The sequence below is a fragment of the Clostridium sp. 1001283B150210_160208_E6 genome (genome assembly GCF_015669365.1).
Classification (GTDB): domain Bacteria; phylum Bacillota; class Clostridia; order Clostridiales; family Clostridiaceae; genus Clostridium; species Clostridium paraputrificum.
In genome coordinates, this window is the sequence record NZ_JADPAA010000003.1 from 218,352 (window position 1) to 241,645 (window position 23,294).

General features: G+C 28.5%; 30 protein-coding genes. 7 read left to right on the plus strand and 23 right to left on the minus strand.

Translation table 11 applies throughout. The features are described from left to right. The first annotated feature begins 141 nt into the window (after positions 1 to 141). From I4V16_RS05795 to I4V16_RS05805, 3 genes are all read left to right on the plus strand, one after another. The gene (locus I4V16_RS05795; RefSeq protein ID WP_049178799.1) at positions 142 to 1,191 is read left to right on the plus strand and encodes a hypothetical protein; all 1,050 of its coding nucleotides are present in this window, start codon (positions 142 to 144) and stop codon (positions 1,189 to 1,191) included. A gap of 13 nt (positions 1,192 to 1,204) precedes the next feature. Beyond that, positions 1,205 to 1,960 carry a DNRLRE domain-containing protein gene (locus I4V16_RS05800; RefSeq protein ID WP_049178801.1) on the plus strand — a complete coding sequence of 252 codons (756 nt, stop codon included), beginning with the start codon at positions 1,205 to 1,207 and terminating at the stop codon, positions 1,958 to 1,960. A gap of 158 nt (positions 1,961 to 2,118) precedes the next feature. Continuing rightward, positions 2,119 to 3,480 carry an MATE family efflux transporter gene (locus tag I4V16_RS05805; protein ID WP_195966566.1) on the plus strand — a complete coding sequence of 454 codons (1,362 nt, stop codon included), beginning with the start codon at positions 2,119 to 2,121 and terminating at the stop codon, positions 3,478 to 3,480. A 45-nt stretch (positions 3,481 to 3,525) separates the two neighbouring features. On the opposite strand, the gene I4V16_RS05810 is transcribed toward I4V16_RS05805, so the two are convergent. From I4V16_RS05810 to I4V16_RS05840, 7 genes are all read right to left on the minus strand, one after another. Then, on the minus strand, positions 3,526 to 4,731 hold the full coding sequence (locus I4V16_RS05810; protein WP_195541755.1) for a hypothetical protein: 1,206 nt from the start codon (positions 4,729 to 4,731) through the stop codon (positions 3,526 to 3,528). A 142-nt stretch (positions 4,732 to 4,873) separates the two neighbouring features. Then, complete coding sequence (locus I4V16_RS05815; protein ID WP_099327479.1) at positions 4,874 to 5,314, minus strand: N-acetyltransferase; 441 nt, start codon at positions 5,312 to 5,314, stop codon at positions 4,874 to 4,876. Positions 5,315 to 5,513: 199 nt separating this feature from the next. Continuing rightward, the gene (locus I4V16_RS05820; RefSeq protein ID WP_195966567.1) at positions 5,514 to 6,797 is read right to left on the minus strand and encodes a dicarboxylate/amino acid:cation symporter; all 1,284 of its coding nucleotides are present in this window, start codon (positions 6,795 to 6,797) and stop codon (positions 5,514 to 5,516) included. Positions 6,798 to 7,074: 277 nt separating this feature from the next. After that, complete coding sequence (locus I4V16_RS05825; protein WP_049178541.1) at positions 7,075 to 7,647, minus strand: hypothetical protein; 573 nt, start codon at positions 7,645 to 7,647, stop codon at positions 7,075 to 7,077. 56 nt (positions 7,648 to 7,703) lie between these two features. After that, complete coding sequence (locus tag I4V16_RS05830; protein ID WP_207745411.1) at positions 7,704 to 8,159, minus strand: metallophosphoesterase family protein; 456 nt, start codon at positions 8,157 to 8,159, stop codon at positions 7,704 to 7,706. 66 nt (positions 8,160 to 8,225) lie between these two features. Next, complete coding sequence (locus I4V16_RS05835) at positions 8,226 to 9,011, minus strand: 5'-methylthioadenosine/adenosylhomocysteine nucleosidase (RefSeq protein WP_099330289.1); 786 nt, start codon at positions 9,009 to 9,011, stop codon at positions 8,226 to 8,228. Between the two features lie 169 nt (positions 9,012 to 9,180). Next, on the minus strand, positions 9,181 to 9,687 hold the full coding sequence (locus I4V16_RS05840; protein WP_049178540.1) for a GAF domain-containing protein: 507 nt from the start codon (positions 9,685 to 9,687) through the stop codon (positions 9,181 to 9,183). A gap of 118 nt (positions 9,688 to 9,805) precedes the next feature. Here I4V16_RS05840 and I4V16_RS05845 point away from each other — a divergent pair, with 118 nt between their 5' ends. Next, positions 9,806 to 10,228 (plus strand): hypothetical protein, encoded by a 423-nt coding sequence (locus I4V16_RS05845; protein WP_027097812.1) that lies wholly within the window; start codon positions 9,806 to 9,808, stop codon positions 10,226 to 10,228. Positions 10,229 to 10,491: 263 nt separating this feature from the next. After that, the gene (locus tag I4V16_RS05850) at positions 10,492 to 10,914 is read left to right on the plus strand and encodes a hypothetical protein (RefSeq protein WP_195966568.1); all 423 of its coding nucleotides are present in this window, start codon (positions 10,492 to 10,494) and stop codon (positions 10,912 to 10,914) included. Between the two features lie 167 nt (positions 10,915 to 11,081). On the opposite strand, the gene I4V16_RS05855 is transcribed toward I4V16_RS05850, so the two are convergent. From I4V16_RS05855 to I4V16_RS05895, 10 genes are all read right to left on the minus strand, one after another. Then, a complete protein-coding gene (locus I4V16_RS05855) occupies positions 11,082 to 11,354 on the minus strand; it encodes a hypothetical protein (RefSeq protein ID WP_195966569.1) in 273 nt (90 codons plus the stop codon). Between the two features lie 7 nt (positions 11,355 to 11,361). After that, positions 11,362 to 11,739, minus strand: a complete 378-nt coding sequence (locus tag I4V16_RS05860; protein ID WP_195966570.1) for a hypothetical protein — start codon at positions 11,737 to 11,739, stop codon at positions 11,362 to 11,364. A 12-nt stretch (positions 11,740 to 11,751) separates the two neighbouring features. Next, a complete protein-coding gene (locus tag I4V16_RS05865) occupies positions 11,752 to 12,120 on the minus strand; it encodes a DUF2089 domain-containing protein (RefSeq protein WP_099330268.1) in 369 nt (122 codons plus the stop codon). A gap of 203 nt (positions 12,121 to 12,323) precedes the next feature. Then, entirely contained in the window at positions 12,324 to 12,974 is a 651-nt protein-coding gene (locus I4V16_RS05870) for a TIGR00266 family protein (RefSeq protein ID WP_207738377.1), read from the minus strand. 27 nt (positions 12,975 to 13,001) lie between these two features. Further along, positions 13,002 to 13,553 carry a class I SAM-dependent methyltransferase gene (locus I4V16_RS05875; RefSeq protein ID WP_347707995.1) on the minus strand — a complete coding sequence of 184 codons (552 nt, stop codon included), beginning with the start codon at positions 13,551 to 13,553 and terminating at the stop codon, positions 13,002 to 13,004. Between the two features lie 74 nt (positions 13,554 to 13,627). After that, a complete protein-coding gene (locus tag I4V16_RS17425; RefSeq protein ID WP_243278406.1) occupies positions 13,628 to 13,771 on the minus strand; it encodes a hypothetical protein in 144 nt (47 codons plus the stop codon). A gap of 146 nt (positions 13,772 to 13,917) precedes the next feature. After that, on the minus strand, positions 13,918 to 14,235 hold the full coding sequence (locus I4V16_RS05880) for a nucleotide pyrophosphohydrolase (protein WP_195966571.1): 318 nt from the start codon (positions 14,233 to 14,235) through the stop codon (positions 13,918 to 13,920). Between the two features lie 56 nt (positions 14,236 to 14,291). After that, a complete protein-coding gene (locus I4V16_RS05885; RefSeq protein WP_049178860.1) occupies positions 14,292 to 16,220 on the minus strand; it encodes a DUF2075 domain-containing protein in 1,929 nt (642 codons plus the stop codon). Between the two features lie 409 nt (positions 16,221 to 16,629). Then, positions 16,630 to 16,905: an ATP-binding domain-containing protein gene (locus tag I4V16_RS05890; RefSeq protein WP_207745412.1), complete on the minus strand. Its 276-nt coding sequence runs from the start codon at positions 16,903 to 16,905 to the stop codon at positions 16,630 to 16,632. A gap of 124 nt (positions 16,906 to 17,029) precedes the next feature. Continuing rightward, positions 17,030 to 17,335 (minus strand): hypothetical protein, encoded by a 306-nt coding sequence (locus I4V16_RS05895; protein ID WP_049178858.1) that lies wholly within the window; start codon positions 17,333 to 17,335, stop codon positions 17,030 to 17,032. 328 nt (positions 17,336 to 17,663) lie between these two features. Between I4V16_RS05895 and I4V16_RS05900 the strand changes: the two genes are divergently transcribed. After that, complete coding sequence (locus I4V16_RS05900; protein WP_165438825.1) at positions 17,664 to 17,804, plus strand: hypothetical protein; 141 nt, start codon at positions 17,664 to 17,666, stop codon at positions 17,802 to 17,804. Between the two features lie 135 nt (positions 17,805 to 17,939). Here the strand turns inward: I4V16_RS05900 and I4V16_RS05905 are convergent, their stop codons facing one another. The 5 genes from I4V16_RS05905 to I4V16_RS05925 form a co-directional block, all read right to left on the minus strand. Further along, entirely contained in the window at positions 17,940 to 18,458 is a 519-nt protein-coding gene (locus I4V16_RS05905) for an ECF transporter S component (RefSeq protein ID WP_195966573.1), read from the minus strand. A 17-nt stretch (positions 18,459 to 18,475) separates the two neighbouring features. Further along, positions 18,476 to 19,063, minus strand: coding sequence for a methyltransferase domain-containing protein (locus tag I4V16_RS05910; protein ID WP_099330273.1), 588 nt, complete (start codon positions 19,061 to 19,063; stop codon positions 18,476 to 18,478). Between the two features lie 206 nt (positions 19,064 to 19,269). Continuing rightward, positions 19,270 to 19,650, minus strand: coding sequence for a VOC family protein (locus tag I4V16_RS05915; protein WP_049178855.1), 381 nt, complete (start codon positions 19,648 to 19,650; stop codon positions 19,270 to 19,272). Between the two features lie 412 nt (positions 19,651 to 20,062). Then, positions 20,063 to 20,461 (minus strand): hypothetical protein, encoded by a 399-nt coding sequence (locus tag I4V16_RS05920; protein WP_195966574.1) that lies wholly within the window; start codon positions 20,459 to 20,461, stop codon positions 20,063 to 20,065. Between the two features lie 165 nt (positions 20,462 to 20,626). Continuing rightward, positions 20,627 to 21,793, minus strand: coding sequence for an iron-containing alcohol dehydrogenase (locus I4V16_RS05925; RefSeq protein WP_049178853.1), 1,167 nt, complete (start codon positions 21,791 to 21,793; stop codon positions 20,627 to 20,629). A gap of 190 nt (positions 21,794 to 21,983) precedes the next feature. On the opposite strand from I4V16_RS05925, the gene I4V16_RS05930 reads away from it, so the two are divergent. After that, positions 21,984 to 22,733, plus strand: coding sequence for an FAD-binding oxidoreductase (locus I4V16_RS05930; RefSeq protein ID WP_195618466.1), 750 nt, complete (start codon positions 21,984 to 21,986; stop codon positions 22,731 to 22,733). Between the two features lie 43 nt (positions 22,734 to 22,776). Here the strand turns inward: I4V16_RS05930 and I4V16_RS05935 are convergent, their stop codons facing one another. Next, positions 22,777 to 23,214, minus strand: coding sequence for an immunoglobulin-like domain-containing protein (locus I4V16_RS05935; protein ID WP_195618468.1), 438 nt, complete (start codon positions 23,212 to 23,214; stop codon positions 22,777 to 22,779). Positions 23,215 to 23,294 lie beyond the last annotated feature (80 nt).

The window sequence follows — 23,294 nt, forward strand, 5'->3', positions numbered from 1 at the left end:
ATTCAAGCCTCCAATATGAATTTTCAATACTTTATAGTATGTTTTTATTTTGTATATGTTTCACTTACACAATAACAATGTACACATTAATAGAGGTTAAAATATATTATATAAATAAGATTAATTTTAAGGAGGAGATTTATGTCATTTGAAAGAAAGTTCAATACTTTATTAGGTAAATCTGATAACTCTTTATATGAACTTTCCTATGATAATGGAATTGAATTATATATCTACGATAAAGATAGTAAATTTAAATACAAAAAGAAGTTTGTTTCAGGAAATTATAATTTTTCTAATGCTTTTTTTAATGTAGATAATAAAGATTCTGTATATGGAGTTATTTATACAAAGGATAATACTCTACTATATACCTATATTAATCAAGAACATATTTATAAAAGTACTCTACTTAAGATAGATAACCCAAAATTAAAAATAACCTTTCCTTATATAAAGAAAATAGATAATAAAATACACCTTTTCTATTACCTTGTTGATACAACTACAAGTGATGAATGTACCCTAATACATTATTATTATAATGGTCACAAATGGGTAAAGACTGAAATAGATAGGATTAAATACTATATTTTAACTAACTTTGTCATTACCTTTAATGATAACAATCCTACTATCTTATATTTAAATGACAATAAAGGATATGAAGAAGTTTTTATAGCTGGATTTAATGAAAAAACATCTTCATGGAATTCTAGTATTCAAGTAACTAATACAGGTAAGACCAAAGTATATCTTTCTGCCATTGAATTCCCCAAAAACCAATATCATATAGTTTTCTCTGAGAATAATAGTGATAGATACCATTGTGCCTACTACTCTGGGGAATTAGTAGATAATAAATTTAATAGAAAAGATTATACGATAATTCAAGATGCTGTTGCATGTGAATTTCCTCATATATTAAAAGTAAATAATGGACTTTATATTCAATGGTTAGAATTTAGTGAGCTTTTCACCTCTTTTTCAGAAGATAATGGTTCTACATGGAGTAATCCAAAGTTTTTCTTTAATGATACTGATGATTCAATAATTAGATATGATTACAAATCAAATCTTAAAAGGAATTTACCATTAGATGTTTCATATATATTTTCATATAAAACCTCACATTGCTCTTTAGGTATTCCAAGTAACCTACTCTCTGATGAAGACATTAATAATAAATAAAGGAGGCTATACATTGAGTAATATTTTAAAATTAAACTCTAAGTCTAGTACTACTATAGATATGCTTCATCCAACATCATCAAATTCTAATGTAGACAAGCTAATAGTTGGTACTCATTATAATAAAGATACTCTTTACAACATGTTTGTATCTGTAATTAATTTTAGTTCATTAGATACTAGTATTAGGAATATAGAATCTGTTTCCCTTTACTTATTTTTAGATGACCTAATATACTACGACCTATCCTATAAAAATATAGTTATATATAAAAATATTGAGTATCCTGATCTATCAAAAATTAGTTGGATAAGTCCCCCTAAGGTATCAAAAAACTATCACCTAGATGTATCCTTACCTTATAACTATATAGATGGATTTGTTAGTATTGATATAACTTCACTATATAAATATTCAATTTCTAGAAACCAAGATTTTAGTATTACACTAAGTAGTGCTACTACCCATGGTACATCCCTTGTGAAGTTTGATTCCTCCAATACTAATCATGCACCTTACTTAGAAATTAAAGTAAGTAAAGATATTCCTAAGAATACTAAGGAATATCTTTCTACTGAAGAAAAATCTTATAATGATAAAAGAAGAACTGATCATTATGTAAATATTAATGATTGTAAAGAGGATATAAAAAAATTAAAAATAGAGGTATCTTCTTTAACTGATACACTTAATTCTTTAAAGGAAGAAAATTCTAAGTTAAAATCAAGATTAGATGATTTAAGTATAGAACCAATCATTGATAAATAAGTTCTGAAGGAGAAATTTCTTTGAGATTTCTCCTTTTTAATGTCTAATAATTAAGTGTTAACGATTAATTAAATTTTTATTAAATAAATACTAGTATTATATAAGTAATTCTGTTATCCTATAAAACTGTGAATAAAAAGTTTTAAAGGGGGATGTACATGACACAAGATATGACAACTGGGAATCCAGTAAAACTGATTTTATTTTTCTCCATACCTTTACTTATAGGAAATATATTTCAACAATTTTATAGCATGGTAGATACAATTATTGTTGGTAGATTTGTAGGAGTTGAAGCTCTTGCAGCTGTTGGATCTACAGGTGCTATGGTTTTCTTAGTAAATGGATTTGTTATAGGTTTAACTGCAGGTTTTGCAATTCTAATCTCTCAAAGATTTGGAGCAAAAGACCAATTAGGTATGAAAAAAGCAACAGGAAGTGCAATAATTCTTTCTGTAATATCAGTACTTATAATAACTATAATCAGTATTTTATCTGCTAAGCCAGTACTTAGATTAATGAATACGCCAGATAATATAATGGTGGATGCTTCAAAATATATAATAATAATGTATGCTGGTACATTTGCAACTTTTATATATAATATGTTAGCAAGTATATTAAGAGCTTTAGGAGATAGTAAGACTCCACTTTACTTCTTAATTATTTCTTCAATATTAAATATTGTTTTAGATTTAGTATTTATAATTAACTTTGATATGGGTGTAGCAGGTGCTGCATATGCTACAGTTATTTCACAAGGTGTATCTGGAGTACTTTGTTTAATATATACTTACAAAAGACATACAATATTAAAGTTAAAGAAAAGCGATTTTATAGTAACAAAAGATTACTATATAACTCACTTAAAAATAGGTGTTCCAATGGCTCTTCAATTCTCTGTTACTGCCCTTGGAATAATGATAGTTCAAGGTGCATTAAATGTGTTTGGTTCTACAGTTATAGCTTCATATACAGCTGCATCTAAAGCGCTTCAATTAGTAATGCAACCTGCTGTTACATTTGGAGTTACTATGGCTACTTACTGTGGACAAAACTTAGGAGCTAGAAATTTTAAAAGAATACAAGAAGGGGTAAAGAAATGTACAATTATCTCTATAATAACTAGTATTATAGCTGGTATAGTATTAGTTCTGTTTGGTAAGTACTTTGTATTGATGTTCTTAGAAAGCCCTGACCAAACTGTTATAGTATATGCAACTCAATGCTTAGACATAGCTGCAATATTCTTTATACCACTTGGGTTAATATTTATATATAGAAATGCTCTTCAAGGTATTGGAGATTCATTTATTCCTATGATGGCAGGTGTTTATGAATTAGCAGCAAGAGCTTTAGTTGCATTTACTTTACCAAAATTTATAGGATACTTAGGAATTTGTTTAGCTGATCCAGTTGCTTGGATATTTGCTTGTGTTCCTTTAGCTTATACATACTTTAAGAGAATTAAAAAGCTTTTAAATGAAAAAGAAAATGAAGTAGAGCTAGAAGTAGCTTAATATTAAAAGAGAAAACTTTATTTAATAAAAGTTTTCTCTTTTACTTTATTCATATTTTTCACCACTAGGGGAATCACTTATAGTAACTACATATTGATATATTTTTGCATATGGATATGGACAAAGATTATACTTATCAAGAAACATACTCCCCTCATAATTTAATTTGAATAGTGTAGTCTTTTTATCCTTTGGAAATATATCTGTAGTATATACAGCATCTGTATAATTAACAAATGAATTTTTTATATAATATTCTTCATTACCAATTGGACTATAACAATTAGAGTTTTCATATTCAAAACTAATGGATAGTACCTTTCCTTCAGTTCCCTTATAATTATTTTGAAGATATCCTGCAAATGGTATATATCCATCCTTATCTTCTACTCCACTCTGTGATACATGGAATCCACCTAACTGCCCAAAATATTTTCCTTTTGGTAACTTTTCATATTGCTCAATGAAGTTATTTATCATATATTTTTCCCTAACAAGTTGCCCAGAACTTATAGATAAATTTTTTACACCAAATAAAAAGTTGCCATAATTATTACCTAAATATTCTTTAGCACTCTCTTGATTATTTTCTAGAATTTTAATAATTTCTTTACAATTATTCTGATAATTATTTCTACTAATTTTCTTTACATGTTCTATCATTTCTTTCAGTTCACTAGGTGCTTCATCCTTAGGTAATAATGATGTTATATATCTTCTTGCGATTAGAGGTTGATGTTCTATATCTATTCCAACTAATTGAAGTTTTCTATCTTCGGGGAGTGATTGATTATATTTATAAAGATTTTTTATTGATTCATAATGATTTTTTGTATAAGATTGAGTTCCCCTTAAATTTGACATTATATAATTAATAATCTCCATATCTCCTGTCTTTAAGTACTCATTTATTAATTGAGCAGTACAAAATCCTCCTTCATAAATAATATATTTTACTCCTGCTTTTTCTACAAAATACCTTGTAAAATACTCCTTTAATTCATAAGAAGCTTTTGTCCCATGAGATTCTCCTGTTAAAAAAATTTGATTATTCTCTAAATCACCATCTAATAAACTTATACTTTTAAATGATAAATCATTAATATCTAATTTTGAATTCTCTTTATAAAAAGCATCTTGTACTTTTTTTACCTGGAGATTTAATTTAACCTTTTTAATAACAGGTATACTTATTAATACAAAAATAATTATTATAGCAAAATGAATAATTCTAATCTTTTTTATTTTCATAACCCTCACTTACCTTTAACCCCAATTTATTATTTTCTTCACAACTTTATAGAAAATTATTTTATATAAAGTTATTAATATTATACCATTTTTATACAAATACAAAAAGAAGCCATTCTCATTAGATTAGCTTCTTTACATTTTAGATTTCTCTTGATGTGTATTTCATTAAAACTTCCATAAAACCACTATCTTCATTTTTTCTTTCCTCTATAGGTACAAATAAAGCTTTCTCATAAAACCTATAAGCTTTCTTATTATCTTTATATACTGATAGTGTTAAATCATTGTATTCTTTTTTTACATAATCCAACAACATTTTCCCTATTCCCTTGCTTTGGCTTGTAGGATCCACAAATAAGGCTCCAATATAACTATCATCAACAATACTTATAAAGGCCTTTATGCTATCGTTTTCTTCATATACAAAAGTTTTTGAATTTGGTATGTACTCTTTCTTTACAATATTATAGTTACATCTCCAGTAAAACTCAGGAATAAAGGGATGTCCAACCATTGTAGACCTAAACCATATGCTCATAACAGCATCTATATCTTCCTGAGTAAATTTTCTTATATACATTTTGCTCTCTCCCCTAACGCAATTTTGCATATTTTTCTTTCTTTTTACTTTTTGTTACAAATTGTTAATATAATTTTATTTTATCATCTTACTTTAAAATTATAAACATATTTTTTCATCGAAATATAATATATGCTACATAGGTTTATTGCCAAAAAAGAACTCCAACAATATCTTGCTGAAGTTCATATGTTTATATTTAATTAATTTCTAACTCTTCCCCAATTATATCATTTTCAGAGTAGTACATAGATTCATCTAGTGCTCCCTCTTTCTTTGCCACTATTAAAGTACATATACAATCCCCAATAGTATTTACGGTTGTTCTACACATATCTAGTATTCTGTCTACTCCCATTATTAAACCAATACCTTCAATAGGTAATCCTACGCTATTTAATACCATTGAAAGCATAACAAGTCCAACTCCAGGAACTGCCGCTGTTCCTATAGAAGCTAAAGTTGCTGTAAAAATAACAGTTAAAATACCTCCAAGGCCAAGATCAACTCCATATAATTGTGCTATAAATACTGTTGCAGCTCCTTGCATTATAGCTGTTCCGTCCATATTAATAGTTGCACCTAATGGAATTGTAAAGGATGAAACCTTGCTATCAACACCTAATTCATTCATAGTCTTAATTGTAACTGGTAATGCAGCTCCACTTGATGCTGTTGAGAAAGTTATGGCTCCAACTTTAGGGAACTTCTTTACAAATGGCATAATACTTAAATCAGTAAATGTCTTTAAAATTCCTGTATAAACAACTGAAGCATGAATAAGTAATGCTAATAAAACAACTGCCATATATTTCAAGAGTGATGCAAATGCCTCAACTCCTGTAGTAGCAAATGTTGTAGCTATAAGACCAAATATTCCAAAAGGTGCAAAGTACATAACTAAATTAACCATTTTCAAGAAAATTTCATTTAGATTTTCCATAAATGTTTTAACAAGTTTTACTTTTTCACCTAACAAACTAATAGTTGACCCAAATATTATTGAAAAGCATATAACTTGAAGCATATTTCCCTCAGCCATTGCCTTTATTGGATTAGTAGGAATCATATCTATTAACACATCTGCAAAAGAAGAACTTTGGGCAATTGTAGGTTGCTCTGATACAAGACTAGACATATCTAATCCCACACCAGGATTAATTAAGTAAGCAAGTCCAATTGATATTGAAATAGCTATAGCAGTAGTAGATAAATAGAAAATAAGAGTTCTAGCTCCAATTCTCCCTAAACTTTTTATATTACTTAAAGATGCCACCCCACAGGTAATTGATGCAAAAACTAGTGGAACTACAAGCATCTTAATTGCACTAATAAAACCTTGTCCTAATACTTTAAATACTCCACCAATTATGATGGTATCCTTTACACTTCCAGCAGGCGAAGATCTAACTAAAATACCTACAGCTAAACCCATACCCATTGCTATAAAAATTTTTGATGTTAAACTTAACTTTTTCCTCATAAATTTCCCCCTTTTTAATTTTTTATAAACTAACAACTTATTAATAACATATAAGTAGTATATCACGTTTTCCAATATTATGAAATATATTTTCTATAATTATTCAGTTTTTAGAATATTTTCTCTTATTTAAAATCTACTAATACTTTTAAGTGTCTCATACACAAAGTTTCTACATTTTATTCTAAAGTTTAGTTTCATATTATGCAGCTTTTGCACCATGAATATTCAAAAACAATAAAAAAGAATGCCATAATAATATGACATTCTTAAATTACTATTTTATTATGCTATATACGTAATTTTTAAAGTCCTCAAAAGTTCCACTTACTATTGAAGCTCCTTTAAGTATTCTATTTCCAAAGAAGTTATATTCACAACTTCCATAGTTAAATGCAGCACTACTTACTATTAAGTTTGACTCATTAACTCTATAAGTTGCTCTCTTTTCTAATATATCAACACAGAAATCTAGAAAATCCTTATAGTCTTTAACGTGTCCTGACTCTACCATAGAAATCACAAAATTAAATAAATAGAATCCTCCAATTAATTGTATCATCTTATCATTTGGAGTGTAGAAAACTTTCCCTGAATTATAGAAGAACTTTAATTCACCATAGGTTGCAGCTTTATATTCACTATTAATTTCTAATCCCTCTAAGTTATGCATTCTAAGTGCAGATTCAATACTTTCCCATGAGTTAGCATTTACTACAACATTATCTTTTATAACTTGCTTAAATTTTTCAAAAGACTCTTCAGAATCCTTACTTGAACTTACTTCCTTACCATCAAACATTACTTTATATTGTCCATTTTCATATATTAATTCAACTTTATTACTCAAAACAAATTCCATCCTTTTCTATTTAATAATAATTATTATAACATATTAATTCCAATTTATAAATCATGTTTTATAATTTTTATTCTATTTTGTTCCAATATACCTATTGCAAAAGAAAGTGGTAGTGAAAATCTCTTCTTACCACAACTACCTGGATTTAAGAATATCACACCATTCACTTCCTCATAAAAATACTTATGAGAATGTCCAAACACAACTAAATCTACACCCTCTAGTTTTTTAGGAATATCCTTAATATCATGTACTACATATATTTTAAAACCATCTATTTCTACTACTTCAGATTTATTTAATCCCTTTGCCCAATCATCCTTATCATTATTACCTCTTACAAAAGTAATATTACCTATATCATTTAAAGCTAAATAGGTTTCTTCATTTGATATATCTCCAGCATGAATTATGTAATTACACTTTTTAATCTCTTCCATTACTTCTTCTCTAAGTAAATTATGAGTATCAGATATAAATCCTATTCTTATCCCTTTCATAGTTTTCTCCTTTGTTAAAAAATTAAAAGACGATATTACCTATTAGGCAACATCGTCTTAAATATTTTAGTATAATTTAACGAATTCTTCAACCATTGAACTTGCATTTTTAGCTGCTATTGGTAAAAACTCTTCATAAGATAAATCTGCTGATCCATCTGCCTTATCTGAAATTGCTCTTAATACAACGTAAGGTATTTCATTTAAGTATGCAGTTTGAGCCATTGCAGCTCCTTCCATTTCTACTGCAGAAACATTACCAAAGTTTTCTTTAATTCTTTCTGCAACTGCACCACCAGCAATAAATTGATCTCCAGAAGCTATTCTACCTTCTTTTATTACTAAACCATCTATATTTTCAGCTGCTTTCTTTGCAACCTCTACTAATTCCTTATCTGCTTGGAAAAATGTAATACCAAGTCTTGATATTTCTCCTAATGGATCTCCAAATACTGTAGTATCAAAATCATGTTGAACAGCATCTGTTGAAATAACTATGTCACCTTGATTTAATTCTGGGTCCATAGTTCCAGCAACTCCTGAATTTAATAATGCAGTTACATTAAACTTATCTGCTAAAATTTGAGTACAACTAGCCATATTTACTTTACCAACACCTGATCTAACTAAAACTACATTCTTATCATGTAATTTACCAGAGTAAAAAGTCATTCCAGCAACTTCTACTGTATCTTTAACATCCATCTTTCCTTTTAATATTTCAACTTCTTCTTCCATAGCTCCTATAATTCCAAGAACTTTTTCTTCTTTATTTTCTTTGTTTGTACCACAACCAACAAATAAAGAAACTGATAATACTACTGCTCCTAATAAAGCTATAAATTTTTTCATTAGTTTTCCCCCTGTTTACAATAAAAAATCGAACTTTAAAATAATATTTGCAAATATAATTCGTAAGCACAATTATTTATAACATAGTACACAAGAAAAAATCAATATATTTTTTTAACTTTTTTCAATATAATTCGTTATGTTACGAATTATCCCTACCATTCATCTATTATAAGTAGGATATTTTGTCAAAATTTACGAATTTAATTAATACTTCTACAGCTTCAATAAGATATTTTTCTTCTATTTCTGTAAATCTGTTAAACTCATCACTATCAATATCAAGTACCCCTACCACCTTGTCATTAACAACTATAGGAAGTACAATTTCTGAATTAGATGCTGCATCACAAGCTATATGCCCTTCAAATTCATGTACATTATCTATTCTTAACACCTTTCTTTCCTTTGCAGCTGTACCACATACCCCCTTTCCAATTTGTATCTTAGTACAAGCTGGCATTCCTTGAAATGGTCCTAGAATTAGTTCATTATTTTTATTTAAATAGAACCCACACCAATTAACTCTTCCTAATAACGCATTTATTAAAGCCGAAGCATTACAAAGCTTTGTAATATCTTCCTCATCTCCACTAACTAATCCTTCTAGCATTTGTACCATAGTTTTTAATCTTTCTTCTAAATCTAATCCATGAAACATTTTAATATCAAACATCTTATCTCTCCTTTGTATTTCTTAAGAATAAATGAATTCTAGTTCAAAGTTTACATTTTGTTATAACTATTTCTTTATATTTATGATACAATAATTTTTAAGATAAGAGGTGATTAAAATGAACATTTTTAAAGGGACATATGGATTTGATGTTTTATCTATCTTTTTATTGTTTATAAGCTTGATCTTAAACCTAGGAAAACATACTCGTTTACTAGGAACTTTAGTTACTTTGTATGTAATTTATAGAGCTTTTTCAAAGAATATCTATAAAAGATCTAACGAACTATACAAATTCACTAATTTAGCTAATAAAGTACTATTCCGTTTTGGCAAAAGATTACCTGATAATATGCCAAGGACAAGTCTTGAAAATATACCTTTAATATTTAGTCAATTAAAATATGTTATTAATCAAAAAAGACAATATAAGATAGTTAAATGCCCAAATTGTGGACAAAAGCTTAGATTGCCTAGGGGGCAAAAAAAGATAATTGTTACATGTAAAATGTGTAGGTTTGAATTTAAAGAAAGAACATAAAAAGGGTGGCGTGGATATTTATTTTGCTTGTTCCGTCGCAGGCTCCAAGTCACACCAAAATAAATATCCGTTCCCATCGTACTTAAGGTAAGAAAATAGACTGCTTGTAGCAGTCTATTTTAATTTGTAAATAAAGTTATTCTATTCTTTGTAATTATTCAAACATTTCTACTTTCATTTCCCTGGTAATATTTTGCATATTGTTATATTAATATATGTGATATACTTTAAATATATATTTTTGGTAATTATACGGAGGACTTATGAGTAAGAAATTATTTAAATTCTTTATAGGGCTAACTATTGTTTTTACTTTAATAGGTTGTACAGCTAAAGAAGGCTTAAATGATACTAATACAGGTAACTTAACTGAGGGAGAGCTTCACGATATTATAAAGTCTACTTACAAAGATTGTACTATTTCATACACAACAGAGAATAGCATAAAAATATTAGATATAAAAGTTAATGTTCCTAAATCAAGCAGAGCTGAAGAACTTGAGGCCTTTACTAATGCATGTGATTTAATATCTAATAAATTAGACGACATTACATATTACTCTGGAATAATGTATACCCTACAAGTAGATGGAGAAGATAAAGCTTGTATAAGATCATATACATCTGATGATGGAAAATTCAAATTAGAAAGCACCTATATTGAAGATGATGAATACAAACAATAAAAAAATGTATTTAAATGTATATAATATTCTCTATAGGCAATAATATTATTGAGGATAGATGTAGACATATTAGTTTTAACAGTACCTAACTATGGCTACTGAATACTCAAAAAAGACACCTAATACTTCTAAGTACTAGGTGTTTTTATTATTTGTAAATTAAAATACTACATTTTTATAAGAACTTCCGTCCCATCATTTGCTTTAACATTAACTATTTCTAATCCTTTGTATTTCTTTAGCTCTTTCATTGCAACTAAAATTAAATCCATATCCAAGGCATTCATATATTCATTTACTTTATCCATGCCATCTTTACTTACATTGTTCTCTACTAAAGATTTACTCACAAAATTAGCTATTCTAACTCCACTAGTAAGTAAGAAATTAGGAATATAAATTGTAAACTTTCTTTCAATAGTCCTAACCTTTATCTTCATTCTTCACCTACTCGATTACCACTCTAACTTTATCACCATTTGCTGAATCTACAGTTACTATTTCACCTAACATTTCATTATCAAGAGAACTAATAATTACACTTGTCATTACTTCTAAATCTATACCTTCCATGTCCTCTACTTTAATTGGAAGCTTACCAGTAGCCTTTAAAATTGAAGTAATAACTGCTACAGGAAGATTAACTTTTACATTATCACCAGCAGATGAATCAACCCTAACCTTAAACATTCTCCTATCATAATTTACATTCTCTATTGGTTTATCCTCTTTTTTGTACATTGCCTCAATTAAGTCCGCACTCTTTTCAACCTCTAACTTACCTTCTGATACCATTGTAAGTACTTTTAATAAATCCGCTCTCATTCTCAGCCCTCCTTAATCTTCTTTCATTCTTTCTATTGCTTCTTGTGGTGAAATTTCACCCTTCTCTAATGCCTCTATTACCTCACTAGTTGATGACTTCACAGGTTTACTAATCCTTTTATAACCTAATGCAGATATAACTTCATCAAGCTTTGCTCTTACTGTTGGATAAGAAATTCCAAGTTCCTTCTCCACATCCTTAATGCTTCCCCTACACATTATAAAAACCTCAATAAACTTTAATTGATCCTTTGATAAATAATCAAACTTTGAAAATTCAAACTCATTTTCTATAGTAGTTTTACAATCTGAACATTTTAATCTAGTTATCCTTAGTTTCTTACCACATACAGGACAAACAGTTATTGCTTTAAACACCATCTATCACTCCTTATGCTTCTAATATATTCCTACGCTCACAAAATGTCAACAACAAATATTGATTTTATTAATTTATATCTTAATTATTTTAATATTGAACTTCAATATATTAATTTTATTAATTTATATATTGATATTTTCTATAAAGCAAAAATAGATATAGAATAAAACTCTATACCTATTTATTATTAACCTATTTAATTTTATGAGCCTGGTGATACTAAATATGATGGATTCTTAGTTTGGATCCATACTTCCCCTGGACCTTCAAACTTACATATATATCCCTCACCACTAACTAAAGATGTAAGTCCATTAGATATCATTTCAACTTTGTAATTTAAAGAACTTTCCCATAAAACCAAGTGATTAGTATCTACTATATATCTTTCTCCAGGATTTAATGTCTTCTTATGAATTGCTCCAAAAGAACATAAAGCTAATGTTCCTGCACCAATAGCTTCAACTTGGAATAGCCCTTCTCCAGAAAATATACCTTTTCCACCAGCACCTTTTGTTTTTAACTCAATATTACCATAGCTAGCTAAGAAAGCATTTTGTCCTAACCTATAATTTCTACTACCATCCATTTCAAATAATTGAATATCTCCCAAAAATGTTGGTGAAAGTAGTAGTTCCCCCTGTGAATTAGCAGTATATTCTTGAAGGAATGTACTTTGTCCTGCAAACATTCTTCCAATGGCTTTTTTAACCCCACCTGATTTTAACTTCATGTCAAAAACATCATCCATAGCAACCATTGCCCCTGCTCTAACTATGAATTTATCATTTGTATCAGCATTAACCTTTAAAATAGTATTTGTAGTTTGATAAAGCACTTGAAATTTACTCATAATAACCCTCCTTTTTTTACTTTTTACCTATATATAAGTAGTGTTCACTTGTGCCCAATAATTTTCATCTCTACTTAGTTCGAAACAAACTTCAAGCCATTTTTTAATTTCCTCTTTAGGTTTCTTGATAAGTTCTTCTTCCTTGCATCCTAGAATATTTTCAACCCCAGCAAAAACAAGTTCTTTCAATCCATAACTCCTCATTAGCTCCCTTGCTTCCTCACTTGATGAAAAATAAGCAATAGTAAAACCCTCTGTGCCATCACTTGCCCCATTATTGATATATTTAAGTGCATCATAAGGTTCATTTCCTGTCAAATCAAAATATCTAAATGAATCTTGAAGGGGTGCATAATTGCTTATAAAAGAGGCAACTATTATTCCATCATCTTTTAGTAGATCTAATGCTCCCTTTAATGCTTTTCTTCTATCCTCTTCTTTAACTAAATGATATAAAGGACCCATGAGCAAAACAACATCATATTTCTTTTTTATATTTTCGAGCTCTAATGCATTTCCCTTAATATATTCTACAAGGTTTATTCCAAGCTCCTTTGACTTTTCTTTAGCAGTATCTATATTATGCTTTGATAAATCTAAAAGAGTAACCTATGCCCTTTACTTGCTAGATAAAAGGAGTACCTACCTGGGCCTCACCCAATATCAATTATATCTAGACTATTATTAGGAATATAACTATCTATATATCTTTTTGTCATCTCAAATTCTACAGGATGTTTATAGAATCTATCCCATTCTTCATATTGGTTATCATAAAATTCTTCTATTTTGTTCATTGCCCCTCCCCTTTAATCATTTATATAAATATAGTTTTATTATATCATGAATATGTTAAATACTGTTAATACATTCTTTTAGAGAAATTCAATTTCCTAAAGAATAAAAAAGGTAACAGATAAAATCTATTACCTAAATACTTATTCTACAACTCAGTATACTTTTTAGCATTTCCTTTTGCCTTTTCTACTGGATACTTCTTTTCATTCTTATCCATTTTCATGTTTATTATTTCTTCAATATTTACATCTAGAGCATCTGCCATATGTACGCAATAAACTAGCACATCTGCAAGTTCTTCCTTAACAGCTTGAAGATTATAATTTTCTTCATCCCACAAAAAGTTTTCTAATAGTTCGTTTGCTTCTATTGAAATTGCTTTTGATAAATTAGCTGGAGTGTGGAACTGGTCCCATTCTCTATCTTCTCTAAACTTTCTTATTCTCTCTATTGTTTCATTCATAATAATACCTCTTTTCTAAAACGTTATTTAAAATTTTATTACTTTCTATAATTTTTTTATCTATTAATTAAATTTTCTTGATATAAATAATCAATCTCTTTATATCCAATATTCTTTGTCATATTATTTATACGATCTTTTATATATTTTTGTAATTCTTTATCGACACAATATATATAGCATCCCTTCATACCTCTGGTCATTAGAACTCTATAAGTATTTTTTATAATTTCATCAGCTTTTTCTAATGCTTTTTCTTTATCATTTTTATATAACTTCTTAATCCCCTTTAAACTCTGGTCAGTTTTAGCCCTTTTACTAAAATCCGATATTACTCTGTTATTTTCATATCTTAAATCTTCTCCGATTATAACCCCAACATAATCAAACTCTAGGCCTTGACATGTATGAATACATCCAATTTCATTAACTGAATTTTTACCTATTGCCCAAGGTTCTTTAGATGTTAGATTCCATTTCATCTTAAAATTATACTCAGGAAAAACTATATCATAATTATTATAATTCCCCTTACTTATCCAATCCCAACAGTATCCCGCAAGTAGTCTAGCTTTATTATTAACTTTATTCTTTTCTAATATTTTTTCTCTCATTTCACTTGGATTATCAACAACTTCAATTTCATAATCAAAATCAAAACCATCAAAATTAGCAGTATTTTTTAATTCGAGAACATCATCAATCCAATTCAAGTATCCATCAGATCCATTACATCTAAACTGAGCCGTTAATTCATCTTCTATTACATTAGCTCCTGCTTCTTTTGCTAGTCGTCTAATTTCATCTATAGAGCCAATATCGCTTAAAGTTACTCTCTGCTCCTCATCTATAAAGAAAACGGATAATTTTGCAGAATTAATTATTTCTTTAATCTGATTTTCACCTTTATTTTTAAATATGCCTGATTTCTCGTTAAGCCTATGTGCTTCATCAACTAAAAGTACATCTATTTCATCTTTTTGTGAATCGATGAAACATCCCGATCCTTTAAATAAAGAACCAATATACTTCTGAGTATAATTTCCTTTTAACTTAACCTGGTATACCTCTCTAGGAGCAGAATTTTTAGAAACATACTGTGTAACATATCCAGCAGAATTTAGTTTTACTAATAGATTTATTGCTAAAACAGATTTTCCTGTACCAGGTCCCCCTTTAATTATAAAAACATTCTTTTTACCACTAAGCATTTTCTTAAAGACAGTTTTTCTTATTTTTTCGAATACTACTTTTTGATTATCCATCAACTTAAACTCTTCATTTCCATCAAGCATTAACTTTAAAGCATCTTGAAGAGATTTTGATGGCCTTATTCTGCCACCTTCTATATCATATAAAGCTTTTTCATTATCACCTTTATACACGTATCTTGCTATAAATTCACGAAGTTTAATAACTTCACCTTGAGTATAAACAGGAGCCTTTTCTAAATAATTGCTATATATTTGAGATGTTAATGGATCGTTTTCTCTTTTTACATAATTATGCAAATATGCACATGGATGCAATGCAATTTTATTCTTCTCTACACCTTCATTATAATCCTCTATAGCACAACTATATGTCCACGCTTGATATGAAGGATGAGTTGTCCTCACTTTTCCTTTATTAATAAATGTTTTTACTATTCCATCTTCATCTGGCACCTCATCTATCTCTTCCCATTGCTTTAATTCTATAATAACTACATTTTTCTTATCACTCTTGTCTAAACCTGCAAGTATAAAATCTATTCTCATTGATGTGGCTGGTATTCTGTATTCTATAGCAACAGTTGCATCATCTGGAATCTGAGGTATATTGAGTGCTTTATACATATATAACATAGAATTTTTCCACGCTCTTTTCTCAGAGTTTTTTACTTTTCCTATCCTTCTATTATAAGCTCTTTCTATTGCTATACTTATCTCATCGTTATCTACATGTTTTATAAAATCAGCTTTAGTAGCTTTATAAACTATCATCTATTTCCCTCCGTCAAACCTTATACCATAATTATACATAATCAAAATTCATATTACAATTTGACATACTAAGTCCATATATTTTATTTCTAATTTAAATCTTTAATCCTCATTTACTTATTATCACTAAGCTTCTTAATTATTATCTTAACTCTTCCCTAAAGTTTTTATCTCATAACTTCATCATCACCGCTAAATTAGAATTCTTTTATTTACTTCTGCTTTTCTAACGATAATCCCACAAGCCCTCATTATTACTATAACTTCTTAAGTTCTTATCTTCTTAACTTGTTATCTTCTTAAGTTCTTAACTTGTTAACAACTTAAGAACTTATCTTTTTAACTTGTTGCATTTTAAAATTCTCCAAATAAAAATAGCCAGTGATCACTCACCAGCTACTTCATCAATTTATAAAAGCTTTTCCTTAATCTCCTTCTTGAAACTACTTGCCTGTTTTCTAGTTAAGGATTTAATATCAACAATCAAAATTACATGAGCCTTAGCTCTAGACATTCCAACATATAATATATTCCTTAAATCCTCATCATTCATAAAATCATGCTTTAAGTCAGGAATAATTACTACATCACTTTCAAGCCCTTTAAATCTTCTTATAGACTCAACAGTTCCCTTAAAATTATCCTCAATTCCTTTGTTAAGCCTTACCTTCTTCTTTGCTTCCATTGTTAACACAGCAATGTTTTCATCCCTTAAGTACTCATCATGCTTAAGTGCTCTTATTGTATTATTTAACTTAATTAAGGTATCAAAAGAATTCTCTGAGAAAATTATATCTGGATTAATTTAATTAAAATAATCCAAAGCAACATTTTATATATCCGCTTCTAAACCTATCGAAGAAGAACCCTTTTTTCTCTGCTTCTTCTAAAATATATTTGTCTAGTCTATACCCATTCTTATGACTACAAATTATTTCCTTTGAAAGATTTACCTCATATCCATCAATACCTACTATATAATTTTCACATCCTAAATCTTTAAAAGTTACTTCTTTCTCAAATTCTCTAGCTAAGCATTCTATTACATGTACTAAAAATTTAAAATCATCCATATTTCTTGTCATATATCCTCTAGCAATTCCATTTGCATTCATATTAAACATCTCCTCGAATTTTTATTTTTAAATGAAAAAAATCTTCTTACCTTTAAGATAAGAAGAGATTAAACCACCATAAATTCACCTCCTTATCGACTTTTAGCTGAACCACCTTGCTATAAAAACAGGTTGGTATAGGGTCACTGAGCTAAATCTCTACCCTAACTCTTGATATATTGGTTTGATATTTAATTATATTTTTATTATATCATACTTTTAAATTTCAAAATACATTTTTTGTTAAAATTCACTATAGTTATAAAGAATAAAAACAAGCTATTGAGTAAAAATAATATTGTATCTTATTATAAAGGAGGTATTTAATATGGATATACATTCTGCTTATAATAGAGCAAAGGAAATGCTAATTGATGGGGCAACTTATGATGAAATCAAAAGTTGTACAGGTCTTAGGGAGAAGGAAATAAAGAGAATTAGAAAAAATGAAATAGACAGCCATTTTTAGATTTTAAAAAAGTGGAGTGGATATTTATTTTGCTTGTTCCGTCGCTACGCTCCAAGTCACATAAAAACAAATATTCCCCCCACTCATACTAAAGGTAAGGAAAGCTATTATATTTTAATAGCTTTCCATTCTTTTCTATTGTAATAAATTTTGAGCTACTTCACTTCTATTTATTATTTGCATTAATAATGGTATTGTAATTAGTTGAACAATCATACCTGGAATTGCCTTACCAAGACCACCAACTACAAACAGTATTGGATGAACAGCTGGTGCCACTGTAATAGATACAACAAAAGCTCCTATTATAGCAAAAATTCTTCCACCTATCATTGCACCTATAAGTGATGGATATAACATTTTACTCTTATTATATAGGAAACCAGTTAATATTCCATAACCACAAAGCTCAAAGGCCATAATTGGCATATTAGGCATTAGTGGTGGCATTCCTGTGGCTAATCCACTAATAACAGGACAAATTATTCCTACTATTCCTCCATAAATTGGTCCAAGAACAAAACCTGCTAGAAGTACTGGAATATGCATTGGCAAAAATATTTGACCTGCTAAATTCACTGTGTGAAATATCATTGGAACAACAATCCCTAGTGCAATGAATAATCCAGATAGTACAATCTTCTTACTCTTCATAAATTCTCCCCCTTTTGCTATCTATTAATAATCAAGTAGTAAATATTATCATCTTCAAAGGCTTCATAGACATTTAGTCCAATCTCTTTAAAGAGTTTTTTTTGCTTATTAACTTCTATTAACCTATCCTTTTTTACCCTCTTATCTTTTCTGCTGTGCATGTTATTTAAGAACTCTCTACTACTTGAATGAGCTATTATTAACTTACCACTCTCACATAGGTTTTCAGTTACCAACTTTCTTATAGTATCCTCTCTTCTTTTTAAATGTGGAAACATAGAATAAAGAATTATTTTATTATATTTCCCTTCTACTTTTTCCTCTTCTACATCTAATAAAGTAAATTTTACATTAGGAAGGTTGTTATATTTCTCTTTTGCTTTATGTAACATACCTTCTGAAACATCCAAAGCATTAATTTCACCCATTTTATTAAATTCTCTTATAAATGGAATTAATACTCCTGTCCCTGTGCCAATATCAAGAACTTTATCTCCTTCTTGTATATGAACTCTTGATAAAAGAAAATTTATCTTTTCTTTATTTACCTCATTAGTCTTGTCCCATTCTTCTGCAATAGAATTAAAAAACGCCTTCTCACTCATCTCTGCACCTCTCACCCAATATAATACAATTATAGGCTTTTATGTATTTTCAATCAACTAAATCCTATTAAAAAAGGTGTGATGGATATTTATTTTGCTTGTGCCGTCGCTGCGCTCCAAGTCACATTGAAACAAATATCCACCAAACTCATACTAAAGGTAAGGAAAATATAAAAGAGACCCCATTAAATAAGGTCTCTAACTATTTATTTATCTTCTCTTATAATATAAGGATTTCCATCCTGATCTTTAAAAGTAAACATGCTTCCATATGGCATTTTCATTATGTCTGTAACATCTACTCCATTATTCTTTAACTCTTCATAAGTCTTATCAATATCAGTTGTACTTAAAAGAATTGATGGATGACCAGTGCATGTATTTGGATTTTGCTTTTCCATTAAAGATTTATTATATAATACAAATGTAGTAAACTCATCTTCACTTGGTCCTACTTCTAACCAAGTCATATTAGGTCCCATTGGATATTCACCCTTTACTACAAAGTTCATTTTCTTAGTCCAAAATTCCTTTGCTTCTCCTTGATCATTTACGTATATTGTTATTTTACCTATCTTATTTATCATTTGTATTTCCTCCTATAATCTATTTAGATTATATATTATAGCTCTTCATTACAGAAAAGTACATAAAAATAAAATATTTTATTGTAACAAAATAATATAAATAGAGATAGTATATACTATATATAACGCTTATTTAATATCTCTTGCCTTTTATAATAATGAAAATCCTCTCTACTTTTAAAGAAGAGAGGATTTTTTACCACATAAATACATTAAAGTAAAACATATTAAATATAAACACTAAATTATTAATTTTGCATACTTACTATTTTTTCTGCTTGTCCTATAATAATTATAGTACCTTTAGTACTAATTACCTTTAGAAGATAAGTTCTTCCCACAAACTTATCTTCAGAACCCTTACCTTTTATGAATTATCATAAAATAATCACAAAATAGAGCTTCTATGGATTTACATAGAAGTTCTATTTTTAAATTTTTCTTTATTTATCTTATCTCTTATTAACTGTAATCCACCAATTATCATTATTATTCCCAATATGATTTCGAATATAAGGCTTAAAATTTCATAAGTATTATTATTAACATACATGGAATAAGCACCGTTAACAAGGTTTATTCCAATATTAATTACAATAAATTCAATTATACTTCCACCAACATAATTAACTCCAATGTTTAGTAGTGTATTTAATTTAATTTCTTTATTTCTATATCTCTTAATTTGTTTAATAAAATTATCAAAAAGAAATGGAAATGTAAAAAATGAAATTAAGGCTGTTAATAGAATATCATTAACAAAGTAAGTTATTAAACAATTAGCTAAAAACCAAATTATAATCCCCTTCATATCATCATTCCTTTTATTTTATTCTATACTTAAATGATACATTTATTACCATACTCTGTAAATAATAAAAAATAAAACATCCCAAATTATCCTCTCGGTGTCCAATAATATAACTTCATAAATAATAAAAAGAAACCCGTATTATCTACGAGCTTCTTAAATCTCTTAAAATCCCACCTTATCTCCATAATAAGTACATTTAAATAACTTTTCCATTGTCTCATCATCAATTTCTCTTGGATTAGACCCTGTACATGCATCAAGTACTGCATTATGAGATATAAATTTTAAGTTATCATTAAAATCATCTTCAGTTACACCATATTCCTTCATAGTATGAGGAATAGCTAACTTATCATTCATATCATCTATCATTTTTATTAATGAATCAGTTAATTCACCATTTGTATTTCCTTCTAGCTTTAACATTTTTGCTATATCACCATATCTATCTTCACAGTTCTTTCTATTATATTGAATTACATATGGCAAGAATATTGCATTTGCACATCCGTGAGGTATATGAAATACTGCTCCCACCTTATGAGCCATTGAATGCACAATTCCTAATAATGCGTTTGAAAATGCCATACCAGCTAAGCATTGAGCATCATGCATTGAACTCCTAGCTTTTTCATCACCTTCATAAGACTTAACTAAATTATCTCTAACCATTTCTATAGCTTTCATAGCTAATGGATCTGAAAAATTAGACTTAAGTGATGCAGTATAAGCTTCAATAGCATGAGTTAATGCATCCATTCCTGTATGAGCTACTAACTTTTTAGGCATAGTTTGTGCTAAATTTGGGTCAACTATAGCAATATCAGGAGTTATATTAAAATCTGCAAGTGGATATTTTATTTTTTCAGTATAATTTGTTATAACAGAAAAAGCTGTAACTTCTGTTGCTGTACCACTAGTTGATGGTATTGCAACAAATTTTGCTTTTTGCCTAAGTTCAGGTAATCCAAAAGGTACAATTGCTTCTTCAAAAGTAAAATCAGGATACTCATAGAAAATCCACATAGCCTTAGCAGCATCTATAGCTGATCCCCCACCCATTGAAACAATCCAATCAGGTTCAAAGTTTCTCATAGCTTCTGCGCCCTTCATAACTGTTTCTACTGATGGATCTGGTTCTACTCCTTCATAAAGTTCTACTTCCATGCCTGCTTCTTTTAAATAATCTTCTGCCTTCTGTAGAAAACCAAACCTTTTCATTGATCCTCCACCTACTACTATAAATGCTTTTTTACCTTTTAAGGTCTTTAACACTTCTAAAGATCCCTCACCATGATATATATCTCTTGGTAATGTAAAACGTGCCACTTTCATCCCTCCATCTTCATATAATTATATTAAGATTTAACATCTTATATCTTCTATAATTTATTTAAGAATAAGTATAAAAATGATTGACTTTTAATATTAATTAATAATTTACAAAATCTTAATTGTTATTTTTGCAATATATACTAATAATAATTATAAGATAAACTTTTAGAAAGAAGTGATACTTATGACTTTAACAAGTGGAAAATGGTCAGGATTTAGGGAGCTTGTTCTATTTGATGTAACTAAAGAATGTGAAGGAATCAAATCTTTTTATTTTAAAACAAAAGATGGCGCTAAATTAGTAAGACATATAGCAGGTCAGTTTCTTCCTATTAGAATAAAAACTGATAATCCTAAATATAAAGACATTATACGTACATACAGCTTATCTATGATTCCTAATGAGGATGTTTATAGAATAAGTGTTAAAAAAGTAGATGGAGGCCTTATAAGTAGCTATCTACATGATTCACTAAATATAGGCGATTCAATTGAAGCTATGATTCCAACTGGCCTATTTACTTTAAGGGAAAGTTCTACTGAAACCCCACTAGTATTTATATCTGGTGGTATAGGGATTACTCCCCTAATTTCTATGCTTTATTATGAAGCACTTAAGCGAAAAAATATCACATTTATTCAAGCAGTTATAAACTCTTCTGTACATCCTTTTAAAAATGATATAGATTATTTCGCTGATATAAACGGCCTTAAAAACTTTGTCTTTTATTCCGATCCTTTAAAGTCAGATATAAAAGGAATAGACTATACGGAAACAGGATATGTAACAAAGGAATGGCTTGAAAAGAATACACCTTTAAATGGTGACTTCTACTTTTGTGGACCACCTCCATTTATGAATAGTGTGAAAAAATCTTTATCAGAGCTTGGTGTTCCAGAAGATAGAATTCATTTTGAATCTTTTACACAATAAGAAAAAGTCTCAGTCAATTTATATTGCTGAGACTTTTTATAATTTATAAAGAAAACTCTACAAATACCTTTTTCTTTTCTTCATCTTTATAAAACTCTTTTACTATTCTATATTTTCCTTTTTTCAATTCCCCAAAGCATGTATCTAACTTTATATTTTCATTATTATTACTCTTTGGTTTTAATATAATCCCAATTTCAATAAAAGCCACATTATCTTTGAAAGGAACCCTATACCAGTTCTCATCCTTTTCTACTTCTAATTCAAATACATATCCATATACATATTCATCATCAGTTTTATTCTCTATAACTAAGTCTAATTCTTTATCACTTTTATCTTTTATAGTCATTACAATGTTATCGGCATTTTCAATTTGTGTATTTTTTGTAAGAGTTAACTCATATTCTTTTGCACCACAAGAAATAACTGTAAAACTAAGAATGATAAGCATTATTACAATAGATATTTTTCTTTTCATTATCTCACCTCTACCCCTTATTGTACCAGTCCAGCTAATAGTTTATTTACAAAAATATTAAATACTAGTTACAAAAGAGA